At 61.2% G+C, this 21,045-nt stretch carries 15 protein-coding genes; 8 read left to right on the top strand and 7 right to left on the bottom strand.

All coding sequences use genetic code 11. The features are described from left to right. Positions 1-124: 124 nt before the first annotated feature. Positions 125-1,471: a class II 3-deoxy-7-phosphoheptulonate synthase gene (locus J3P90_RS17515; protein ID WP_420764795.1), complete on the bottom strand. Its 1,347-nt coding sequence runs from the start codon at positions 1,469-1,471 to the stop codon at positions 125-127. Positions 1,472-1,612: 141 nt separating this feature from the next. Here J3P90_RS17515 and J3P90_RS17510 point away from each other — a divergent pair, with 141 nt between their 5' ends. Together J3P90_RS17510 and J3P90_RS17505 are read left to right on the top strand one after the other, a co-directional pair. Beyond that, complete coding sequence (locus tag J3P90_RS17510; protein ID WP_434610425.1) at positions 1,613-2,368, top strand: spermidine synthase; 756 nt, start codon at positions 1,613-1,615, stop codon at positions 2,366-2,368. Between the two features lie 465 nt (positions 2,369-2,833). Continuing rightward, a complete protein-coding gene (locus tag J3P90_RS17505) occupies positions 2,834-4,507 on the top strand; it encodes a DEAD/DEAH box helicase (protein WP_030141884.1) in 1,674 nt (557 codons plus the stop codon). Between the two features lie 199 nt (positions 4,508-4,706). On the opposite strand, the gene J3P90_RS17500 is transcribed toward J3P90_RS17505, so the two are convergent. Beyond that, entirely contained in the window at positions 4,707-5,474 is a 768-nt protein-coding gene (locus tag J3P90_RS17500; RefSeq protein ID WP_434563140.1) for a DODA-type extradiol aromatic ring-opening family dioxygenase, read from the bottom strand. Between the two features lie 104 nt (positions 5,475-5,578). On the opposite strand from J3P90_RS17500, the gene J3P90_RS17495 reads away from it, so the two are divergent. Continuing rightward, a complete protein-coding gene (locus J3P90_RS17495) occupies positions 5,579-6,283 on the top strand; it encodes a thiopurine S-methyltransferase (RefSeq protein WP_434650433.1) in 705 nt (234 codons plus the stop codon). A 48-nt stretch (positions 6,284-6,331) separates the two neighbouring features. On the opposite strand, the gene htpX is transcribed toward J3P90_RS17495, so the two are convergent. Together htpX and J3P90_RS17485 are read right to left on the bottom strand one after the other, a co-directional pair. Further along, positions 6,332-7,219, bottom strand: a complete 888-nt coding sequence (gene htpX / locus J3P90_RS17490; RefSeq protein WP_003183732.1) for a protease HtpX — start codon at positions 7,217-7,219, stop codon at positions 6,332-6,334. Positions 7,220-7,520: 301 nt separating this feature from the next. Next, positions 7,521-8,732 carry a pyridoxal phosphate-dependent aminotransferase gene (locus tag J3P90_RS17485; protein ID WP_420764791.1) on the bottom strand — a complete coding sequence of 404 codons (1,212 nt, stop codon included), beginning with the start codon at positions 8,730-8,732 and terminating at the stop codon, positions 7,521-7,523. Between the two features lie 220 nt (positions 8,733-8,952). On the opposite strand from J3P90_RS17485, the gene msrB reads away from it, so the two are divergent. The 3 genes from msrB to J3P90_RS17470 all read left to right on the top strand — a co-directional run bounded on the left by msrB (position 8,953) and on the right by J3P90_RS17470 (position 10,557). Continuing rightward, positions 8,953-9,348: a peptide-methionine (R)-S-oxide reductase MsrB gene (gene msrB, locus J3P90_RS17480; protein ID WP_420764790.1), complete on the top strand. Its 396-nt coding sequence runs from the start codon at positions 8,953-8,955 to the stop codon at positions 9,346-9,348. A gap of 265 nt (positions 9,349-9,613) precedes the next feature. Next, positions 9,614-10,099, top strand: coding sequence for a glutathione peroxidase (locus J3P90_RS17475; RefSeq protein WP_420764789.1), 486 nt, complete (start codon positions 9,614-9,616; stop codon positions 10,097-10,099). Next, positions 10,096-10,557, top strand: a complete 462-nt coding sequence (locus tag J3P90_RS17470) for a MarR family winged helix-turn-helix transcriptional regulator (RefSeq protein WP_434563144.1) — start codon at positions 10,096-10,098, stop codon at positions 10,555-10,557. Before J3P90_RS17475 ends, J3P90_RS17470 begins: the two co-directional genes overlap by 4 nt. Here J3P90_RS17470 and J3P90_RS17465 read toward each other — a convergent pair. Further along, a complete protein-coding gene (locus J3P90_RS17465) occupies positions 10,541-12,862 on the bottom strand; it encodes a response regulator (protein WP_434563146.1) in 2,322 nt (773 codons plus the stop codon). The genes J3P90_RS17470 and J3P90_RS17465 overlap by 17 nt on opposite strands. Before the next feature lie 163 nt (positions 12,863-13,025). On the opposite strand from J3P90_RS17465, the gene J3P90_RS17460 reads away from it, so the two are divergent. Together J3P90_RS17460 and J3P90_RS17455 are read left to right on the top strand one after the other, a co-directional pair. Then, positions 13,026-13,916 (top strand): ATP-binding protein, encoded by an 891-nt coding sequence (locus tag J3P90_RS17460; RefSeq protein WP_434563148.1) that lies wholly within the window; start codon positions 13,026-13,028, stop codon positions 13,914-13,916. Further along, positions 13,913-14,395 (top strand): GAF domain-containing protein, encoded by a 483-nt coding sequence (locus J3P90_RS17455; RefSeq protein ID WP_434563150.1) that lies wholly within the window; start codon positions 13,913-13,915, stop codon positions 14,393-14,395. Before J3P90_RS17460 ends, J3P90_RS17455 begins: the two co-directional genes overlap by 4 nt. Here J3P90_RS17455 and J3P90_RS17450 read toward each other — a convergent pair whose 3' ends face one another. Both J3P90_RS17450 and J3P90_RS17445 read right to left on the bottom strand, forming a co-directional pair. Further along, complete coding sequence (locus J3P90_RS17450; protein ID WP_434675119.1) at positions 14,396-17,344, bottom strand: HD domain-containing phosphohydrolase; 2,949 nt, start codon at positions 17,342-17,344, stop codon at positions 14,396-14,398. Positions 17,345-17,418: 74 nt separating this feature from the next. Beyond that, positions 17,419-21,039 (bottom strand): transporter substrate-binding domain-containing protein, encoded by a 3,621-nt coding sequence (locus tag J3P90_RS17445; RefSeq protein WP_434675118.1) that lies wholly within the window; start codon positions 21,037-21,039, stop codon positions 17,419-17,421. Positions 21,040-21,045: the final 6 nt, after the last annotated feature.

The raw sequence follows: 21,045 nt of genomic DNA, 5'->3' as shown, positions 1-21,045 counted from the left end.
CTTCGCGAGCAGGCTCGCTCCCACAGGGATTTGCGGTGACTACAGCCTTTGTGACACAGCAAATCCAATGTGGGAGCGAGCCTGCTCGCGAGGCGATTGAACCGGTGAAGAAGGACCTACAGACTCACCGCCGAACCTGCTTCAAGGTCTCGGCAATCAAGAACGCCAACTCCAGCGACTGGTCAGCATTCATCCGCGGATCGCAGTGGGTGTGGTAGCGGTCCGACAGGCCGTCCTCGGTGATCGGGCGCGCGCCGCCGATGCATTCGGTGACGTTCTGCCCGGTCATCTCGATGTGGATACCGCCGGCGTAAGTCCCTTCGGCTTCATGGACCTGGAAGAATTGCTTCACTTCGCCAAGGATCTGCGCAAAGTCCCGGGTCTTGTAGCCGCTGCTGGCCTTGATGGTGTTGCCGTGCATCGGATCGGAGCTCCACAGCACCTGCTTGCCTTCACGCTGTACGGCGCGCAGCAGTTGCGGCAGGTGATCGCCAACCTTGTTGGCGCCCATGCGCGCGATCAGGTTCAGTCGGCCCGGGTCATTGTCCGGGTTGAGGACATCGATCAGGCGAATCAGGTCGTCAGGGTTCATGCTGGGGCCGACCTTGACGCCGATCGGGTTGTTCACCCCGCGCAGAAACTCGACGTGGGCGCCGTCCAGCTGACGGGTGCGGTCGCCGATCCACAGCATGTGGGCCGAGCAGTCGTAATAGTCATTGGTCAGGCTGTCGCGGCGCACGAAGGCTTCTTCGTAGTTGAGCAGCAACGCCTCGTGGGCGGTGAAAAAACTGGTTTCACGCAGTTGTGGCGAGCTGTCCATGCCGCAGGCGCGCATGAAGGCCAGGGTTTCGTCGATGCGGTCGGCCAGGTGGCTGTATTTTTCCGCCAGGGCCGAGTTGGCGATGAAATCCAGGTTCCATTTGTGCACCTGGTGCAAATCGGCAAAGCCGCCCTGGGCGAACGCACGCAGCAGGTTCAGCGTGGCGGTGGACTGGTGGTAGGACTGCAGCAACCGCTCCGGATCCGGTACACGACTTTGCTCGTCGAAGCCGATGCCATTGACGATGTCACCCCGGTAGGCCGGCAGCGTTACGCCGTCGATGGTTTCATCATTGGCGGAGCGTGGCTTGGCGAACTGGCCGGCCATGCGCCCGACCTTCACCACCGGGCAACCGGCGGCGAACGTCATCACGATCGCCATCTGCAGCAGCACTTTGAAGGTGTCGCGGATCTTGGCGGCGGAGAATTCGACGAAGCTTTCCGCACAGTCACCGCCCTGCAACAGAAAGGCCCGGCCCTGGGTGACTTCGGCGAACTGACGGCGCAACTCCCGGGCTTCACCGGCAAACACCAGTGGCGGATAGCTGGCCAGGGTCTGCTCGACGCGTTGCAGATGCGCCGCGTCAGGGTATCGGGGTTGCTGCTGGATCGGCAGGGCGCGCCAGCTGTCAGGGCTCCAGGGTTGGCTCATCATGATCTCTAGGTGATTTACGCTCGGGCGCTCATGTTATCAGCAAATTAGTGCGTGACCTGCTCCGCTTGCTTCGCGGACAATCGCGCCTTCGCCCCGTATGGGCAGGCCCATGGCCGCCCGGCAACATCAGGAGATGAAATGACAGAGGAGCGCGTCGAGCATTTGCTCGCCGAGGTGCACGACGAGTTCGGCATGATTCGCGTGTTCGAAGTGGCCGACTACCGGTTTCTCGAGTTCGGCGATGCCATCGAGCAGAGCTGCGTGTTCACGGCCGATCCCAGCTGGCTCGAATACGACTACACTCGCGCCATGCTCATCGGTGCGTTGTGTCACGAGCAGCCGGAAAGCGCGCTCTTCCTGGGATTGGGCGCAGGAACCTTGACCCAGGCCTGCCTCAAGTTTCTGCCGCTGGAAGATGTCGAGGCGATCGAGCTGCGCCCCGAGGTGCCGCGCCTGGCCATCGAATACCTGGGGCTGGATGACGATCCGCGCTTGTACATCCGCGTCGGCGATGCCCTGGAACTGCTTGAAACGGCGGAGCCGGCCGATCTGATTTTTGTCGACCTCTATACCGATGTCGGCCCCGGCGTAGGCCATCTGGCGTGGGGTTTTCTGGAAAACTGCCAGAAGCGCCTCAACCCGGGCGGCTGGCTAGTGATCAATCAATGGGCAACCGATGACGGCAAGCCCCTGGGCGCGGCATTGTTGCGTGGCCTGTACCACCGACACTATTGGGAATTGCCGGTGAAGGAGGGCAACGTGATCCTGATCGTGCCGGCGGACCTGGACCAGGCGCTGGACATGCAAGGCTTGGTTGCCCGGGCCGAAGGGCTGGCGCCACGATTGGGGTATTCGTTGCAATCGCTGATCAAGGCCATCCGCCCGGCGACGTGATCAGAACTGCAAGGGCTTTTGTGGCGAGGGAGCTTGCTCCCGCTCGGCTGCGAAGCAGACGCCTGGGTCAGTAGTCTGGAATCGATGGGGCCGCTTCGCGACCCAGCGGGAGCAAGCTCCCTCGCCACAGGGGAACGCCAGCGCAAGTGAACCGTTTTAGCCGGCTGCCCCAAGGCTTTTGGTCGCGAGCCCTACAACAGTGTTTCAGTAAAAAAAGCTCCCTTTTTGGGCGAATTCCGGTATAGTGCGCGCCGGCCTTTAGCCGGGCCGCGTCAAGGTAGCGCAATATTCCGAAGCCAGCTTCGGTTGCATGTCCGCACAACGGATGCTTCCGCGACGTTCTTTTTCATTCATTCGTTTTCGCAAATCCCCGCCGACAAAGCTGCCAGGGCGACTCTTGAGTCTCAACACGGCATGCGCAGCTTTGGAGCATGGGTCTTTGCGGATGCACTTAGAGGCAGACCCATGACCCAGGAAATCGGCGGCTTCGCCGCTCTTGAACTTCATCCCAATATTGTCGCTGCAGTAGTCGCTACCGGCTATGAAGAGCCTTCGGCCATTCAGCAGCAGTCGATCCCGATCATTCTCGCCGGTCACGATATGATTGGTCAGGCGCAAACAGGTACGGGTAAAACCGCCGCGTTCGCACTGCCGATCCTGCACCGCATTGATCCGTCCAAGCGCGAGCCGCAAGCTCTGATCCTGGCCCCAACTCGTGAGTTGGCGCTACAAGTTGCAACCGCTTTCGAAACCTACGCCAAGCAAATGCCAGGCGTGACTGTTGTGGCTGTCTACGGCGGCGCGCCGATGGGCCCACAACTGAAAGCAATCCGTAATGGCGCACAGATCGTTGTCGCCACCCCGGGCCGTCTGTGCGACCACCTGCGTCGCGACGAAAAAGTCCTCGCCACCGTGAACCACCTGGTTCTCGACGAAGCGGACGAAATGCTCAAGCTGGGCTTCATGGACGACCTGGAAGTCATCTTCAAGGCCATGCCTGAGACTCGCCAGACCGTCCTGTTCTCGGCCACCTTGCCACAATCGATCCGTGCCATCGCCGAACGCCATCTGCGCGATCCGAAGCACGTGAAGATCCAGAGCAAGACCCAGACCGTCACCGCGATCGAGCAGGCACACCTGCTGGTTCACGCCGACCAGAAGACTTCCGCCGTTCTCAGCCTGCTGGAAGTCGAAGACTTCGACGCCCTGATCATGTTCGTGCGCACCAAGCAAGCGACCCTGGACCTGGCCAGCGCCCTGGAAGCCAAAGGCTACAAAGCCGCCGCGCTGAACGGTGACATTGCCCAGAACCAGCGTGAGCGCGTGATCGACTCCCTCAAGGATGGCCGCCTGGACATCGTTGTGGCGACCGACGTCGCGGCCCGTGGCCTGGACGTTCCGCGTATCACCCACGTGTTCAACGTCGACATGCCGTACGATCCGGAGTCCTACGTACACCGTATCGGTCGTACCGGCCGTGCCGGTCGCGAAGGCCGTGCGTTATTGTTGGTCACCCCGCGTGAGCGCCGCATGCTGCAAGTGATCGAGCGTGTGACGGGTCAGAAGGTCGCTGAGGTCCGCCTGCCGGACGCCCAGGCCGTTCTCGATGCCCGCATCAAGAAACTGACCAACAGCCTGTCGCCGCTGGTGGCTGACGCCGAATCGACCCACGGTGATCTGCTCGATCGCCTGACCGCCGACATCGGTTGCACCCCACGTGCCCTGGCCGCTGCCCTGTTGCGCAAGGCCACCAACGGCCAAGCGCTGAACCTGGCTGCAATCGAGAAGGAACGCCCACTGGTGCCGAACAACGCACCGCGTGGCGACCGTCCTGAGCGCAGTGGCGATCGTCCGGACCGTGGTGATCGCGAGCGTCGTGCACCGATCCCGTTGGCCGAAGGCCGTGCTCGCTGCCGTACCGCGCTGGGTGCTCGTGACGGCATTGCCGCCAAGAACCTGCTGGGCGCGATCCTCAACGAGGGTGGCTTGGCTCGCGAAGCCATCGGTCGTATCCAGGTGCGTGACAGCTTCAGCCTGGTGGAACTGCCGGAAGATGGTTTGGAGAAGTTGCTGACCAAGCTCAAGGACACCCGCGTGGCCGGCAAGCAGCTCAAGCTGCGTCGCTACCGCGAGGATTGATCGACCTACGGGTTGATTGATCGAGCACGAAAAAATCCCCGACTGGTTCGGGGATTTTTTTGCCTGTCGTTTGGCGCTTTTCAATGCGAGCGGCGGGGAGGCCAATCGCGAGCAAGCTTGCTCCCACAGGGGGTTTTTGAGCGCCGAAGACCCAATGTGGGAGCGAGCCTGCTCGCGAATGGAGCGACTCGGTTTTCGATCAGTCGAACCGATAAATGTCCATCCCCAGCGTCCCCATGGTAAATCCAGCATGGGCAACGCTGAACGTACCACCGGCTCCGCGGGCGAAATACAGCGGCAACAAATGCTCGTCGCTGGGGTGGCTGCGCACGGCATGGGGAGCCTGGCGGCGGTAGTCATGCAGTGCCGTCTCGTCGTTCGACGCCAGCCTGGCAACCATCCAGTCGCGAAACGCCTTGGCCCACGGCTCGATGCTGTCGGGGCCGGCGTTCCAATCCAGGTCCCGCAGGTTGTGGGTGATGCTCCCGGAGCCGATCACCAGCACGCCTTGTTCCCGCAGGCTCGCCAATGCGCGGCCCACCCGCGTTTGCAGTGTTGGCCCCTGACGGCTAGGCAAAGAGACCTGTACCACCGCAATATCCGCCTCGGGATACATCAGTGACAGCGGCACCCAGACGCCATGGTCGGCGGGCCGTCCCGTGTCGAGGCGTGCCGGCAGCTGCGTGGCGTTGAGCAGGTCGGCGACCTGTGTTGCCAACCGAGGATCGCCTGGGGCGGGATATTGCACCTTGTACAGGTCGGGTGGAAAACCACCGAAATCATGCCAGGTGCGTGGCCGTGGGTTGGCGCTGACCAGCAGCTCATCACTCTCCCAATGAGCTGAGACAACGACGATGGCCTTGGGCCTGGGCAACTGCGCGGCAAGGCGAGTCAGGGCCGGACCGCTTTCGCCGGGCTCCAGGGCAAGCATGGGGGAGCCATGGGAGATAAACAGGCTGGGCAGCATCGACGGGCTCCTGAGGGTTAAGATGTGTCATCTTTTGTCAGGTCAATGATCGAAATCTAATACAAGTTTTAAGCTGTTTTGATCGAATTTATGGAGCGAACCCCATGGACCCCGAGTTTTGGCACAAGCGTTGGTCAACCAACCAGATCGGCTTTCATCTGCCTGAAGTGAACCCTTACCTGCGGCGTTTCTGGCCTCAGTTGGGGTTGCCTGAAGAGACGCGAGTGTTGGTGCCCTTGTGCGGCAAGACGCTGGATCTGCTGTGGTTGGCGCAACAAGGTTTTTCCGTACGGGGGATTGAGCTGTCGGAAAAAGCCGTCACTGATTTCTTCCAGGAACATCAGCTCCAGCCGAACGTGAGTGAGGAGGGCGCCTTCAAGATATTTCGTGCCGGCGCCATTGAAATCCGTTGCGGTGATTTCTTTGCGTTGACGCCTTTGGACGTAGCCGATTGCGCGACGTTGTATGACCGCGCTGCATTGATCGCCTTGCCCGAGCCGATGCGTGAGCGGTATGCGGCCCATCTGCAGAGCATAATGCCGGACTGTGTCGGGCTGGTGATCACGCTGGATTACAACCAGGACGAGATGCCTGGACCTCCGTTTTCGGTAGGGCATGACGAGGTGCAGCGGTTGCTGGGTGGGGCTTGGGAGTTGCAGGTCTTGCACGAACAGGATGTGCTGGGCGAGAGTTGGAAGTTCTTGCAGGCGGGCGTAAAGCGGCTGGATGAGCGGGTATATCTGGTATCCAGTCGTGGGGTGCATTCAATGACCCCATCGTTGAAAAGTCCGCCCCCGCGCTTGGAATAGCAAAAAAAAGCCCGCACTGCTGCGGGCTTCTTTTTGAGGCTCTAGCGATCAACCACGGCGACGCAGTGCGTCAATCCGCTCTTCCAGCGGCGGGTGGCTCATGAACATGCGGGCCAGGCCCTGCTTGATGCCACCGTTGATGCCAAAGGCATTCAGGGTGTCGGGCATGTGCACTGGCAAACCTTGCTCGGCGCGCAGGCGCTGCAGGGCGCCGATCATGGCGCTGGTGCCGGCCAGGCGGGCGCCGGCGTCATCGGCGCGGAACTCGCGTTTGCGCGAAAACCACATGACGATCGCACTGGCGAGGATACCCAGCACCAGCTCGGCGAAAATGGTCGCCACGTAGTAGGCGATGCCTTGGCCTTCTTCGTTCTTGAAGATCACCTTGTCGACAAAGTTGCCGATGATGCGGGCAAAGAACATCACGAAGGTGTTCACCACGCCCTGGATCAGCGCCAAGGTCACCATGTCACCGTTTGCCACGTGGCCGATCTCGTGAGCCAGCACCGCCTTGACTTCATCCGGTGAGAACCGCTCGAGCAAGCCCTGGCTTACCGCCACCAGTGCATCATTCTTGTTCCAACCGGTCGCGAAGGCGTTGGCCTCGTAGGCCGGGAATATCCCGACTTCGGGCATCTTGATACCGGCTTCGCGAGACAGTTGCTCGACGGTCTGCAGCAGCCATTGTTCGTGGCGAGTGCGCGGCTGGCTGATGATCTGGGTACCGGTGCTCATCTTCGCCATCCATTTGGAAATGAACAGCGAGAACAGGGAACCGGCGAAACCGAACACCGCACAGAAGATCAGCAGCTGATTGAGGTTGAGGTCAACCCCGTTGGCCGCCATGAACCCGTTGAAGCCGAAAAGGCTCAGGGTGATGCTGGCAATCAGCACGACCGCCAGGTTAGTGGCCAAAAACAGCAGGATGCGCATCATGGTGGTAGCAATCTCCTCATGCTAAAGATGTAGCGTTATGCGGGGTATATAAGGTGCTGCCGCAGGCTATTCAACTCGCCTACTATTTCAAACTGTGTCCTACACGCGTCCTAAATGTTTGAAAGACTTTTCTGAAAGTGATCGTGGAATCGAGATTTGTCGCCCTTGCCCCGTGAACGTTGAGTTTCCTCTTCCTAAGGTCGCTGGTTTCCCAGTGTAGAAGGCCTGCCGGCGCGCAAAGATCGGATATGTTGCTGAATCAGACAGCGTGCGAGGCGAGGGGCCTCGCACGCTGACCGGGCTACTGGCGGTAGGACTTTAGGAAATTGCCGATGCGTCCGATGGCCTGGTCCAGGTCATCGACTCGCGGCAGGGTCACGACACGGAAATGATCCGGCCATGGCCAGTTGAACGCCGTGCCCTGGACGACCAGCAGCTTTTCGGAAAGCAGCAGGTCGAGGACGAATTTCTCGTCGTTGTGGATCGGGCAGATTTTCGGGTCGATGCGCGGGAACGCATACAAGGCGCCCATCGGCTTGACGCAGCTGACGCCTGGGATGTTGTTGAGCAGTTCCCAGGTGCGGTTGCGTTGTTCCAACAACCGGCCCTGGGGCAAGACCAGGTCGTTGATGCTCTGGTAGCCGCCCAATGCCGTCTGGATGGCGTGTTGGCTCGGCACGTTGGCGCACAGGCGCATGTTGGCCAGCATGTCGATGCCTTCGATGTAGCTCTGGGCGTGATGCTTGGGCCCGGAGATGGCGATCCAGCCGGAGCGGAAGCCGGCGACGCGATAGGACTTCGACAAGCCGTTGAAGGTCAGGCAGAGGAGATCCGGCGCCAGGGACGCGGTGCAGACGTGCACGGCATCGTCGTACAGGATCTTGTCGTAGATCTCGTCGGAAAACACTACCAGGTTGTGCTGACGGGCCAGTTCCAGCATGCCCAGCAGCACTTCTCTGGAATAGACGGCGCCGGTGGGGTTGTTCGGGTTGATGATCACCAGGGCCTTGGTGTTCGGGGTGATCTTGGCCTTGATGTCCGCCAGGTCAGGGAACCAGTTCGCCTGCTCGTCGCACAGGTAATGCACCGGGTTGCCGCCGGACAGGCTCACGGCAGCGGTCCACAACGGATAGTCCGGCGCCGGCACCAGGACTTCGTCGCCGTTGTTGAGCAAGGCTTGCATGGACATGACGATCAGCTCGGACACGCCGTTGCCCAGGTAGATGTCCTCGATGCCGATGCCTTCGACCTGCTTCTGCTGGTAGTACTGCATCACGGCCTTGCGCGCACTGAACAGACCTTTGGAGTCGCTGTAGCCCTGTGCGGTCGGCAGGTTGCGGATGACGTCCTGGAGGATTTCATCGGGGGCTTCGAAACCAAAGGGCGCCGGGTTGCCGATGTTCAGCTTGAGGATGCGGTGGCCTTCCTCTTCCAGGCGTTTGGCGTGCTTGAGCACCGGGCCGCGAATGTCGTAGCAGACGTTGGCGAGCTTGTTCGATTTGCTGACCTGCATGGCGATGTGTTCCCGAAAATGAACGATCCAGGCGGCGTGTGAACTACCGTACTGGGGATCCTGCGTCTGTGCCCGGGCCGGACGCGGTAGATGCGCCACAATCCATTTGAATGCGCATGACGTGGCTGCCAGACTGGCGCCTGACGAGGCGCAATCATACGTGCCGCCCGATCTGCGGAAAAGCGTCGGATCGGGCTTTTTCAATTGCCGAGGTAGGACGATGGAAAAGTTGCAGAAAACCCTTGAAGAGTGGCGTGAAATGCTCGACCCGGAGCAATACAACGTCTGTAGGCTCAAAGGCACCGAGCGACCGTTCTCCGGCAAATACAACGGGACCAAGACCGACGGTGTTTACCACTGCATCTGCTGCAACGAGCCGTTGTTCGATTCGATGACCAAGTTCGATTCCGGCTGTGGCTGGCCGAGTTTCTATGCGCCCATCGAAGGCAGCGCGGTGGTGGAAGTGCGGGATGTCAGCCATGGCATGATCCGCACCGAGGTGGTCTGCGCCAAATGCGACGCGCACCTGGGGCACGTCTTCCCCGACGGCCCGCCGCCCACCGGCCTGCGTTATTGCATCAACTCGGTGTGCCTGGATCTCGTGCCTCGGGAGTAAACGTTCTACGCGGTCCTTGTGGCGAGGGAGCTTGCTCCCGCTGGGTGGCGCAGCCGCCCCAACGCTGTTTGCCAGACGGACCGCGTCAGCTGGGTTTACGACGGCTGCGCCGCCGAGCGGGAGAAAGCGCCCTCGCCACAACACCCATGGCTCATCACAACAGTCACAGCAGCATCATGATCCATGAGGTGTTCCGAGAATTAAATTGCACGCAATTTAATTGGTCGCTATCTTCATTCTCCCAACCTCTTCAGGAGCTGCCCTCATGACCGACAATCTGCTAAGCATCCCGTGCACGACCATCAAGGGCGAGCAAAAGACCCTGGCCGATTTTTCCGGCAAGGCCGTGTTGGTGGTCAATACCGCCAGCCAATGTGGTTTCACACCGCAGTACAAGGGGCTCGAGGCGTTGTGGCAGTCCTACAAGGACCGGGGGCTGGTGGTGCTGGGTTTTCCCTGCAATCAGTTCGGCAAGCAGGAGCCAGGCAACGAGGGGGCGATTTCTGAGTTTTGCGAGCTCAATTTCGGCGTGAGCTTTCCATTGTTCAAGAAGGTCGAGGTCAACGGTGCCAATGCCCATCCGTTGTTCGTGCAGCTCAAGCAGCGGGCACCGGGGGTGCTGGGGTCCAAGGGCATCAAATGGAATTTCACCAAGTTCCTGATCGGCAAGGACGGCCAAGTGGTAAAGCGCTTTGCCCCGACCACCAAGCCCCAAGACCTCACCGCCGAGATCGAAGCCCTGCTCAAATGAATGATCTGTCAGTCGATTCGCTGAAGCTCGACAGCCAGTTGTGCTTCAAGTTGTACGCCGCGTCGCGGGCGGTGATTCGGGGTTACAAACCGATGTTGGATCAGCTTGGCCTGACCTATCCGCAATACCTGGCGATGCTCGTACTGTGGGAATGGCAGGTGAGCCCGCCGGAGCAACCGACCGTCAAAGCCCTGGGCGAACGCTTGCTGCTTGATTCCGGCACGCTGACGCCGTTGCTCAAGCGCCTGGAACAACTGGAGCTGGTCCAGCGGCAACGATCGGCACGTGATGAACGCGAAGTGCATTTGAGCCTGTCGGAGCGCGGGCGGACCTTGCGTGAGCAGGTCGGCCCGCTCAAGGCTCGCTTGCTGTGTGACAGCGGTATTGATCTGGATCGCGTGGGAGAGCTGCGTGACGGCCTCGATCATTTGTTGGCCCAGATCAAAGCGCTGACGTAGTGGGCACCCATTGATCCAGCAATGCGGCCAGTTCTTCGCGACGGAACGGCTTGGATAAATAGTCGCTCATGCCGGCGGCCCGACAGCGCTCACGTTCCTCGGGCATGGCGTTGGCGGTCAGCGCGACAATCGGCAGGTCGGGCCAGCGCCCGCTGCGGCGGATCTGCCGGCTGGCTTCGTAGCCGTCCATGACCGGCATGTTGCAGTCCATCAGGACCAGGTCGAATTCCCGCTGTTCGAGCTGATCCAGGCCCTCGGCGCCGTGGGCCGCGACAACCACTTCACAACCCAGTTTGACCAGCATGCCCTTGGCCACCAGCTGGTTGACGGGGTTGTCTTCCACCAACAAGACACGAGCACGCAGGGTGGGCGGCAATGCGTCGATCTGCGCCTCATTGATCGTGGTCGCCTCGCTTTGCAAGGCGCGACGCAGGACCTGATAAAGCGCATGGCGCGCCAGCGGCCGGGCCTGTTGCAGCAATGGGGCGAGGGCGCTCGCTTCTTCGCTGGGCATGAAACTGCCATAGGCGGTAACCAGCAGAATGGTGGCGTCGAAGGTCGGCCGCAGGTTGAACAGGCATTCCGGGCAATCGGTGATCAGGATGTCGGGCTTGAGCCCCAGCAGCCCGTCATCCACGGAACGTTGGACATAATCCAATCCCCAGGCGGGTAGCAACATGCCCAGCAGTTCGGCCAGCCCGCTGTTCGCGGTGGTGATGGCCACGACGTTGCCATGCAAGCGTACGACGGGGACGGCAGGGGTGTGGCAAGGCAACGGCAGGTCGGCACAGAACTGGCTGCCGAAGCCGGCCTCGGAACTGATCGTGAGCCGGCCCTGCATGGCTTCGCAGAGGTTGTAGGTCAATGCCAGCCCCAGCCCGGTGCCGCCGAACTGGCGGGTAATGCCTGCGCCGGCCTGGGTGAACGGCTGAAGGATCCGCGCCTGGGCCTCCTGGGGGATGCCGATGCCCGTGTCGCAGACCTCGATCCGCACGCCGCCCTCATACTGGCTCAAGCGCACATCGACCCGGCCGAAGCGGGTGAACTTCAATGCGTTGGACAGCAGGTTGCTGACGATCTGGCGGACGCGGGTCGGGTCGCCCAGTACCTGCGCGGGAAACTGCGGCTCGATCAGGCACGCCAGTTCGACGCTCGGGGCGGCATTTTGTGAAAGCAGGTTGGCGGTGTCTTCGACCAGGGAACCCAGGTCGAACGGGATGCGTTCGAGCTCCAGCTGGCCGGCATCGAACTTGGACAAGTCGAGGATATCGTTCAGCAACTCGACCAGCACTTTGCCCGAGTCGTGGGCGATCGACAGCTGTTGCTGCTGTTCAGCGGTCAGTGGGCCATCCAGGGACAGGGCGATCATACCGAGCAGGCCATTGAGTGGCGTGCGGATCTCATGGCTCATGTTGGCGAGGAATGCAGAACGGGTGTCGGCCATGTCCAAGGCGGTACGCCGGGCGACCTCCAGTTCTTCGTTGGACTGGCTGAGGCGGGCATTGATGGCCTTGAGTTCGGCGGTGCGCGCCGAAACGATATTTTCCAATTGCGCCAGGTAATCGGTGAGGCGGTTTTCAGCCGTGCGTCGCTGCTGGATCTCGGTGGAGATATTTTCGAACTGCTGGTTGGCGACTGAAACCAGCACGCCGATTTCGTCGTATTGATGGCCGGAAGGGCATTCCAGTGGGCTCTGTTCGCTGCTACTGGGGTCGCGGCTGCTCAGCTCGCGGATGACCCGCACCAAGGGCTTGGTCAGCATGACGTAGAAAAGCGCCAGCAACAGGCCGGTCAGGATCAGGCTACGAGCGAAACCGTTGAGCAGGGTGATCTCGGCCCGGCGCAGGAAGCGACTGCCGAACGAATAGGTGTCGACATCCAGCCGCAACACTCCCAGGGACTCGCCGGGCAGATGGGTCAGGTAGAGCCGGTCTTCGAACTGGCGCTGGGCGCCAAAGAGAAAGTCGCTGATGAACCGATTGTTGCTCTGCAGCTCGGGACGTTTGACGCTGGCCAGGACCGTATTGTTGTTGTCGATGAGTTCGGCACCGATGATGGCCGGCGAGCGCAACAGGCCCAGGGCCAGTTCCTGAGCGAGTTCGGCGTCGATGTTGTAGGCGATGCGCGAGGCCGGGTTGTGGCTGATTTCCAACAGCGAGAGGATTTCACGGTTGATCGATGCGTCTTCGCTGGCATAATCGATGCCGATCTGTCCCAGGCTTAATAAAGTACCCAGCACGAAACCCACCAGGACGGTCAGTCGGGCCTGTTTGTACGACAACCGTTGGGTGAACCTGATGTCCATGGAATGGTGAACCACTTACGTTTCCCTTCGCCGGTCAAGCATAGCTGATCATCTCTGAATATCGGTGCGGCCGGTATGTAGTGTGTGAAACAGACCCGCCATCGGCTTTGTCGTTTCGTCGCTGTAGCGTCATCATTACCGTGAACCTGTCCGAGGAAAAGACGTGGACGCCCGATTGATTGCTTTTCTTGAACGCGCCGATGCGGTGCTGACCCGTATCGAGCCCTTTTTGCCTGCGCCACGGCCCGCCATCGACTGGAACCAGACCCTGGCCGCCCGTTGGCAGCGCGACGGGCGCGGCGGTTTTCTCCTGCCGCTCCAGGTCAGCCTCGATATGCGCTTGTCTGACCTGATCGGCGTTGATCGCCAGGTCGAACAGTTGGGGCGCAACACCCGGCAGTTCATCGATGGCATGCCTGCCAACCACGCCTTGCTGTGGGGCTCGCGCGGCACGGGCAAGTCTTCGCTGGTACGTGCGTTGCTGGCCGAACATGCTGGCCAGGGCCTGCGCTTGATCGAGATCGAACGCGATCATCTGGCCGATCTGCCTCGGGTGGTCGAGCAAGTGGCGAAATTGCCCCAGCGCTTCGTGGTGTTCTGCGATGACTTGTCGTTCGAGTCCGGCGAAGGTGACTACCGCGTACTCAAGAGCGTGCTCGACGGATCCCTCGAACAGGCCCCGGACAACGTGCTGCTGTATGCCACCTCGAACCGTCGTCATCTGGTGCCGGAAAAGGAAAGCGACAACGAGAACTGGAAGCGGGTCGACGGCGAGCTTCATCCGAGCGAAGCCGTGGAGGACAAGATTGCCTTGTCTGACCGTTTCGGGCTTTGGCTGTCGTTTTATCCGTTCACCCAAGAGCATTTTCTCGACGTGGTTGAGCATTGGATCGGCGAGCTCGCGGCGAAGGCCGGGCTGGCCTGGCAGCGTGACGAGGCGCTGGAAATACAAGCGGTTCGCTGGGCGACCGGACGCGGCAATCGCAACGGACGTTGCGCCTATCAATTTGCCCGTTATTGGGTGGGCCTGAAATTGCTGGAGCAAGATGCATGATCGATTTGAAAAGCACTGGCGAAGGCCTCGAAGGCTATGGCTTGTTATCGGCACAGTTGCAATCGCTGCTGGCGGATGAGCGCGATTTCATCGCCAACGCCGCACAGTTCTCGGCGTTCCTGTTCAGTCAGCTGGACGACCTCAACTGGGCCGGTTTTTACCTCAATCGCAACGATGAGCTGGTGCTGGGGCCGTTCCAGGGGCAGATCGCTTGTGTAAGGATTCCCTTCGGTCGCGGCGTGTGTGGCGCCGCTGCGGCGACCCGCCAGACCCAGCGCGTCGAGGACGTGCATGCGTTCCCCGGGCATATCGCCTGCGACAGCGCCTCGAACAGCGAGTTGGTGGTGCCGCTGGTCAAGGACGGGCGCCTGGTCGGCGTGCTGGACCTGGACAGTCCCAAACTGGCGCGCTTCAGCGAGCATGACCAGGCCGGTATCGAACAGTTGGCGGCGATATTCCTGCGCCTGACCGATTGCTGATCATGCTTTCAATCCAGCCCTGAGCAATAGGTCGCCCGGGTCGACTTCATCGATCTGGAGCGGGTCGAGAAACGCCTCGGCGTAGCGCAGGTAGATTCTTTCTTCGATGAACAGCCCGAACAGCTCGGGATCGATATGGGCGTCACGGCACATGGTGGCCATGATGCCCAGGGCTTCGCTCAGCTTCTTGGCTTTTTTATAGGGGCGATCGGCCGCGGTCAGGGCTTCGAAGATATCGGCAATCGCCATCATTCGAGCCGGCAGGCTCATCTGCTCACGCTTCAATCGCTTGGGGTAGCCGGTGCCGTCCATTTTCTCGTGGTGGCCGCCGGCGATTTCCGCAACATTTTCCAGGTGGCTGGGGAAGGGCAACTGGCTGAGCATCAGGATGGTCTGGACCATGTGGTGGTTGATCACGTAGCGCTCTTCGCGGGTCAGCGTGCCACGCGTGATGCTGAGGTTGTAGAGTTCGCCGCGGTTGTATTTCCAGGTCGGCACATCGAGCTGGAAGCCCCAGGGATTGTCCTCTGGAATCAACTCGGCCTCGTGCCGCTCGAACAGATGCTCGGGTTTGTCCATCAACAAGGGTTCATTCACGGGCAATGTCGGCTTGGGCGTGCGCGCCTGGCGGCGGTTTTCTTCCCAGGAAACCCCCAGGCGATCGTCCAGGGTCCGGGTCCACGTGCGGCGGGCGATGGTTTGCAAGCGTTGCAGGTCGGCATCGGCCATGGCTTCGGAGCCCAGGTTGCAGCGTGCGACAAAGATGAAGTCATCGTCGAGGGCGGCCAGTGTCGCGTCGCGTCGCTCTGCCAGGGATGAGGGTTCGCCTCCGGTTGCCAGCGCCTGCCAGTAGTCGACCCAGGCGTCACGCTTGAGGACTTCGAAGCGGGTACGGATCTCGTGGATACGGTCGTTCAGGGTTTCCAGCTTGGTGGCTTTGTCCACCACGTATTCGGGCGTGGTCACCTTGCCACAGTCGTGTAGCCAGGCCGCGATGTGCACCGCCTCCCATTCGTCTTCGGTCGGGCGGTAGCTTTCGAACGCCGGCGCCGGGCTGGCGGCGGCGGCGTGGGGGAGCATCAGCGTCAGGGCCGGTACTCGCTGGCAATGGCCGCCGGTGTAGGGGCTCTTTGCATCGATCGCGCCGGCCAGCAATTGGATGAACGAGTCCAGCAATTGTTTTTGCCTGGCTTGCAGGCGCTGGCTTTCGATGCTCACCGTCGCGGTGCCGGACACGGCCTGCAGGAAGGCGATGCGATCCGGCTGGAGCTTTTCCAGGTCCGCTTCGGTGCCGGTGTCGGTGATCAGCAGAACCAGCGCGCCAACGGTTTCCTGGTGACGATTGCACAGGCGGATGCCGATCAGGTGTACCCGTGGCGCGTCCAGCGCAAGCAGGACACTGCGCAAATCGCCCGCCTGTTCGAAACCCAGGGACGATACAAGGGTTTGCGCGACGGCCAGCTCGCGAAGCCATTGGGGATTGTCCGCAGCGTCCAGTGAGTAACCTCGCAGGGCGAAGGTTTGCGGGTCCCGAGGGGAACCGTCGATGACCAGTCCGCAGGGCTTGATGTGCTCGCCATCGTTTTCGCGCAGGTAGATCAGGCCAGCCTGGGCCTGGCCAATTTTCACGGTCTCGAACAACACTCGCTCCAGTAGCGGGGCGAAGCGGGTTTCGGCGCGCAGGCTGGCGGTGATTTCGAAAAAGCTCGCCAGGGTTTCCTTCATGCGGGCCATTGAAACGCCCAGTTGGTCAACCTCCAACACGGGGGAGCGACGGGACACCGGGTAATGGAAATTGAAACTGCGGATGGCATCGGCCTCTTGCACCAGGGCCCGCAATGGCTTGACCAAAATCCTGGAGGTCAGCCAGCCCAAGGGCAGGCACAGCAGCAAGGTGGCGAGGGTGATCAGCGCGCCTTGCCAGCGCATGCGATAGGCGCCGGCGAGCAGCTCGTCTTCCGGAACCAGCAACGCCAGTTCCAGGCCCTTCGGCCCGCCTTCCTGCATGTGGCTGCGAGAAACGATCCATTCGCGTCCCGCCGCCTCCAGGCGCGGCGTATCAGTGTCGTTGTCGAGCGCGGCGGCAATGGCCGGATGCAAGTCGCGCGCCTTGATCAGGCGTGCCGACTGGCTGTCGGTCACCAGCCGGCCGCTGTCGGGATAACCCACGGCGTTGCCTTGCAGATCCGCCAGGACAATCTCGGTACTGGCGGTTACTTTGTGCTTGGCCAGCGTCTGGGAGAGGGCGGCCAGGGTGAGGTCTGCGCCGATGACGGCCTGATCGCCACTGCGGCGGGCGAGGGTCGTGCCGATGTTGCGGCTGGAAAAAAACACATAGGGTTCGGTGGTGATTTGTTCGGAGGTGTCCATTGCGCTGCGAAACCAGCCGCGGCTGCGCGGATCGAAGGTCTCGCCTGAGTTGTCGCGGCGACCGATGAGCGCCAGGGCCTGATCGTAGAACAATGATTGGGAGAGCACCTGGCCTTCGTCAGCCGTGCGCTCGATGGTCCAGACCTCGTAGCGCGCGGCAGCCGGTGCCTTGATCGCCGTCTTCGAGGCCTCGGAGCCCAAAGGCCGGACCATCAGGAAATTGCCGTCGCGATCGCCCAGGTACAGCGATGCCAGGTTCGGGTTGTCCCGCAGTGCCTGGGTGAAGGGGGCGAGGAGCGTCAGTCGCTGGGCCATCCCCGGTTCGCGCGTCGCCGGGTAGTGGGCCAGCAGGCCCAGCAGATGGCGGATCGGTTCATAAGTGTCGTACAGGTCCAGGCGCACGTCCTGTTCGATTCGATTGAACAGCTGTTCGCTGCCAGACAGGATGATCTGGGTGGTTTGCCGATAGTTGAAGACGCCCAGCACCACACCGGTCAGCAGCAAGAGCAGCGTGAACATCACACTGATATGAACGTGCAGGGGAAACCGGCGTTTTTGCGGACGCGGTGCGCTGGGCATTTCCATCACTCCAAGTGTTGGGGGAGATCGCCCCCGGCTACGCACTGCTGAGCGAACAGCATAGTAAACACCGGTTATTTTGCCTTGGCGATCTCTGTTTCCAGGGCCTGCTCCAGTTCGCTCATCGCCCGGCCCAGGGCATGCGTGCATTCATCGATGCGTTCCGGCGCGAGCCCTTGTTGGCAGGCCTGCTCCAGTGTCTCGCACAGCTGGATCAATGAAGTCGCCTGCACGATACGGGCGACGCCCTTTATCTTGTGTGCTGTCTCGGTGATCGCCTGTGGGTTTGCCCCTCGGGCGACGTCGAGTAGCTCCTGGCGGTCTGCGCGATTGCTGCTGAGCAGTTCCGCCAGCAGACGCTGGATGGAGACAGGGTCGCCGCCAGTCAGCATCTGCAGGCTTTGAACGTTGAAAGCGTGGGCGCGGCCGCCGGGTTTGATCGTGCTCATCCACTGATGCAGGGCGCTCAGGCTGATGGGCTTGAAGAGGCAGTCGTCCATGCCCGCCTCCTTGCAGCGTTGTTTTTCCTCGGGTTGTGCATTGGCGGTGAACCCGAGGATGGTGCAGGGCGGTCGCCGTTGTTCGGCCTCGTGTCGACGGATTGCTCCGGCGAGCTCGTAGCCGCTCATGACCGGCATGTTGCAGTCGGCGATGACCAGGTCGAAATTCCCCTCCTGCCAGGCCTTGAATCCCTGTTCGCCGTCATGGCTGACATGGTGGTGATGACCCAGGTAGTCCAGTTGTTGCGCCATCAACAGGCGATTGGCCGGATGATCGTCCACGACCAGGACGTTCAGCGCGCAGGCGGCTGTTTCAACGACAGGCGCGACGGGGGCGCGAGCCTTTGCGTCGGGCAGGATGGCCAAGGGCAGGCAAACCCGGACCTGGGTTCCTGCGCCCGGTTGGCTGTTCATGTGCAGTTCACCGCCCATGACCTGGCACAGGTGGCGGCTGATCACCAGGCCCAGCCCAGCGCCCTTGCGGGCCATCCGGTTGCCATTGTCGACCTGGGCAAACGGCTCGAACAGGCGTTGCAGGTCGGCGGGGCTGATGCCGATGCCACTGTCGCGCACGTCCAGTTGCATTCGAAGGGAGTCTTCCCCGATCGTGCGGGACAGCCTCACGCTGACATTCACTTCACCTTCCTCGGTGAACTTCAGGGCGTTGCTGATGAGGTTCGAAATCACCTGCTTGAATCGCAACGGGTCCATCAGCACGTCCGGGTTACCCTCGGTTGGCTCGAATCGCAACGACAACGCCAGGTTTTTCTGCCGGGCCAGTCCTTCGAAAACCCGCATGACCGATTGCACCAGCGCCTTGAGGTCGACCCGTTCGGGTGCAAGGCCCAAGTGGCCGGATTCGATACGGGCAATGTCGAGGATATCGCCGATCAGGTCGAGCATGCCGGAAGCCGACTCGTATGCGACTTCAATCGCCGCGCGGTCCATCTGGCCCTTGTCGGCATGCTTGAGCGCCAACTCGAGCATGCCGATCACGGCATTCATGGGAGTGCGGATCTCATGGCTCATGGTGGCCAGGAACGTGCTCTTGGCCCAGTTGGCGTCGTCGGCCTGTTCCTTGGCGGCTCGCAGATCCTCGACAAGCTGTCGCCGTTCGCTGATATCGATCCAGCCGCCGATGATCCCTTGCACCTGGGCCGCGGAGTTACGGTAAGGCAGTATCCAGTGATAGATCGTCAGCTTGCGGTCACCGATGTGCAGGGGCCGATCGATGATCTGTGCGGTGCCCTGGGCCATGACGCGTCGATAATCGGCCTGGTACTCCAGCGCTTCGAAGGCGTTGCTCATGGCCCCGGGCATGATGTCCTTGCCGATCACGTCTTCGCGTCTTGCGTCGAACGTCTCCAGGTAGCTGTCGTTGCAGCTTTGCAGGACCCCGTCCCGGTCTCTTACATAAATGGGATGGGGCGTGCCGTTGAGCAGGGCGTGCATGAACTCGAGCTGGTCGTTGAGGGCCAGTTCCGCCCGCTGGCGTTGGCGGATCTGCCGTTGCATATAGGCGTTCCAGGCCAGTGAGAGCAACAGCAAAAGGCCGGCCCCCGCTACGACCTGGAGAAACAGGCGGTTGTAGGTGCGCCATGTGCTTTCCGCGGCCGGGATATAGCCGCGCCAACGGTTGTCGATCACGCCCAGTTCATCGGGGTCGATGCTGGTCAGGGCTTTATCGAGGATGGCGCTCAGCTCCGTCGCGTTCCTGGCCGTGGCCAGGGAGAACATGGCGTCGCGGGTGCCGACGGTGCTGCTGATCTGCAGCTTGCCCTGCAGCGTATGGGACGCCAGGAAATAGTTGGCCATGACCAGCGCGTTCACGCTGCCGTCGACTTGCCCCTCGGCGAGCGACTGGGCGGCATGCTGCGAATCGACGGTTTCGATAATTCGCAGGTCTGGATACTGGCTGCGTAGCCATTCGATGATGGGGTTGCCTTTGGTAACGGCCAGGCTCCGCGCGCCGAACTGGTCCAGCGTTGCCGGTGTGTCGGACTGCTTGCGCGTAAGCAATACAAACGAGCTGTCCATGTAGGGACGGCTGAATTTCAGCGATTTCTGTCGTTCGCTGCCAGGCAGCAACGCGGCGATCACGTCGGCTTTGCCGCCGAGGACCGCGGCGATCATTTCGTCATCGTCCTGATAACGCTGGATATCCAGGCGCAAGCCGCTGCGCAGGCGGATCAATTCCAGCAGGTCGGCGCTGATGCCGTGGAAATCCCCGTCTGGGTCGAAAAAAGTAAAGGGCGCGAATCTTTCGTTCACCGCCACCCGGACCACCGGGTGCCTAGCCAGCCAGTCCTGTTCGCGGTCGGTCAGCTGGATTTTATGCTCGGCGAGGTACAGGTCGCTGCCTGCCCTCCAGCGCTTGGAGATTGCCGCTTGTTCGGCAATGGGAATCTGGTTGAGCGTGGTATTGACGATGTCCAACAGGCGGGTGTCGTCCTCCCGGAGCGCGAAGCCGAACCCGTGTGCCTCGTGTTTGGCAAAGCTGGCCATGCGGATGTTGTTCAAGTACCCCTTGCTGATCATGTAGTGGGTGGAGATGGCGTCGCCAAGAAAGACATCGGCCTGGCCGAAGGCAACGGCATTGATCGCGTTCTGGTAGGAGGGATACGTGTTGATGCGGGCCGTGGGGTATAGCTGTTTGACGTCCTCCAACGGCAGGTAGTGATAGACCATGCTGAGCCGCAGCCCTTTGAGGTCTTCGTTCAGCGGGCGGCTTTCATTCGTCCGGGTGACCAGCACCGGTTGATCGACAGCGTAGTGTGCCGAAAGAGCGACGCCTGAATTCTGCGCTTCGAACCCGTTGGCAGTGCCGAGCAGGTCGATTTCTCCGGCCTTGAGCGCGGCGATGGCGGCTTCCCGCGAATCGAACCGCAGTACGTTCATTGGCAGGCCGGTCGCCTTGGCGATGACTCCGGCATAATCGGCGGTCATGCCTTCGTAGTCGCGGCCACTGCTGGAAAGGTCGAAAGGCGGATAATCCGGGGCGGAGGTTCCCAGGATCAGTTCGCGACGTTCCTTGAGCCAGGCGCGCTGGGTATCGTCGAGCCTGATCTCGATATGATCCGCGGCCGCGCGACTCAGCAGCGAGTAGGCCTGAGGCACATTCGTTGTCGCCAGGAGGAGCCCTGCATTGAGTCCTGCGGCTAACAACAAAAAGTAGCGGCTTATGCATTTGAGCATTCTGTT

The organism is Pseudomonas sp. D3-10 (genome assembly GCF_051132175.1).
Classification (GTDB): Bacteria; Pseudomonadota; Gammaproteobacteria; order Pseudomonadales; family Pseudomonadaceae; genus Aquipseudomonas.
The sequence above is the reverse complement of the archived record's forward strand: the minus strand, read 5'-3'. Positions and strand labels throughout refer to the sequence as shown.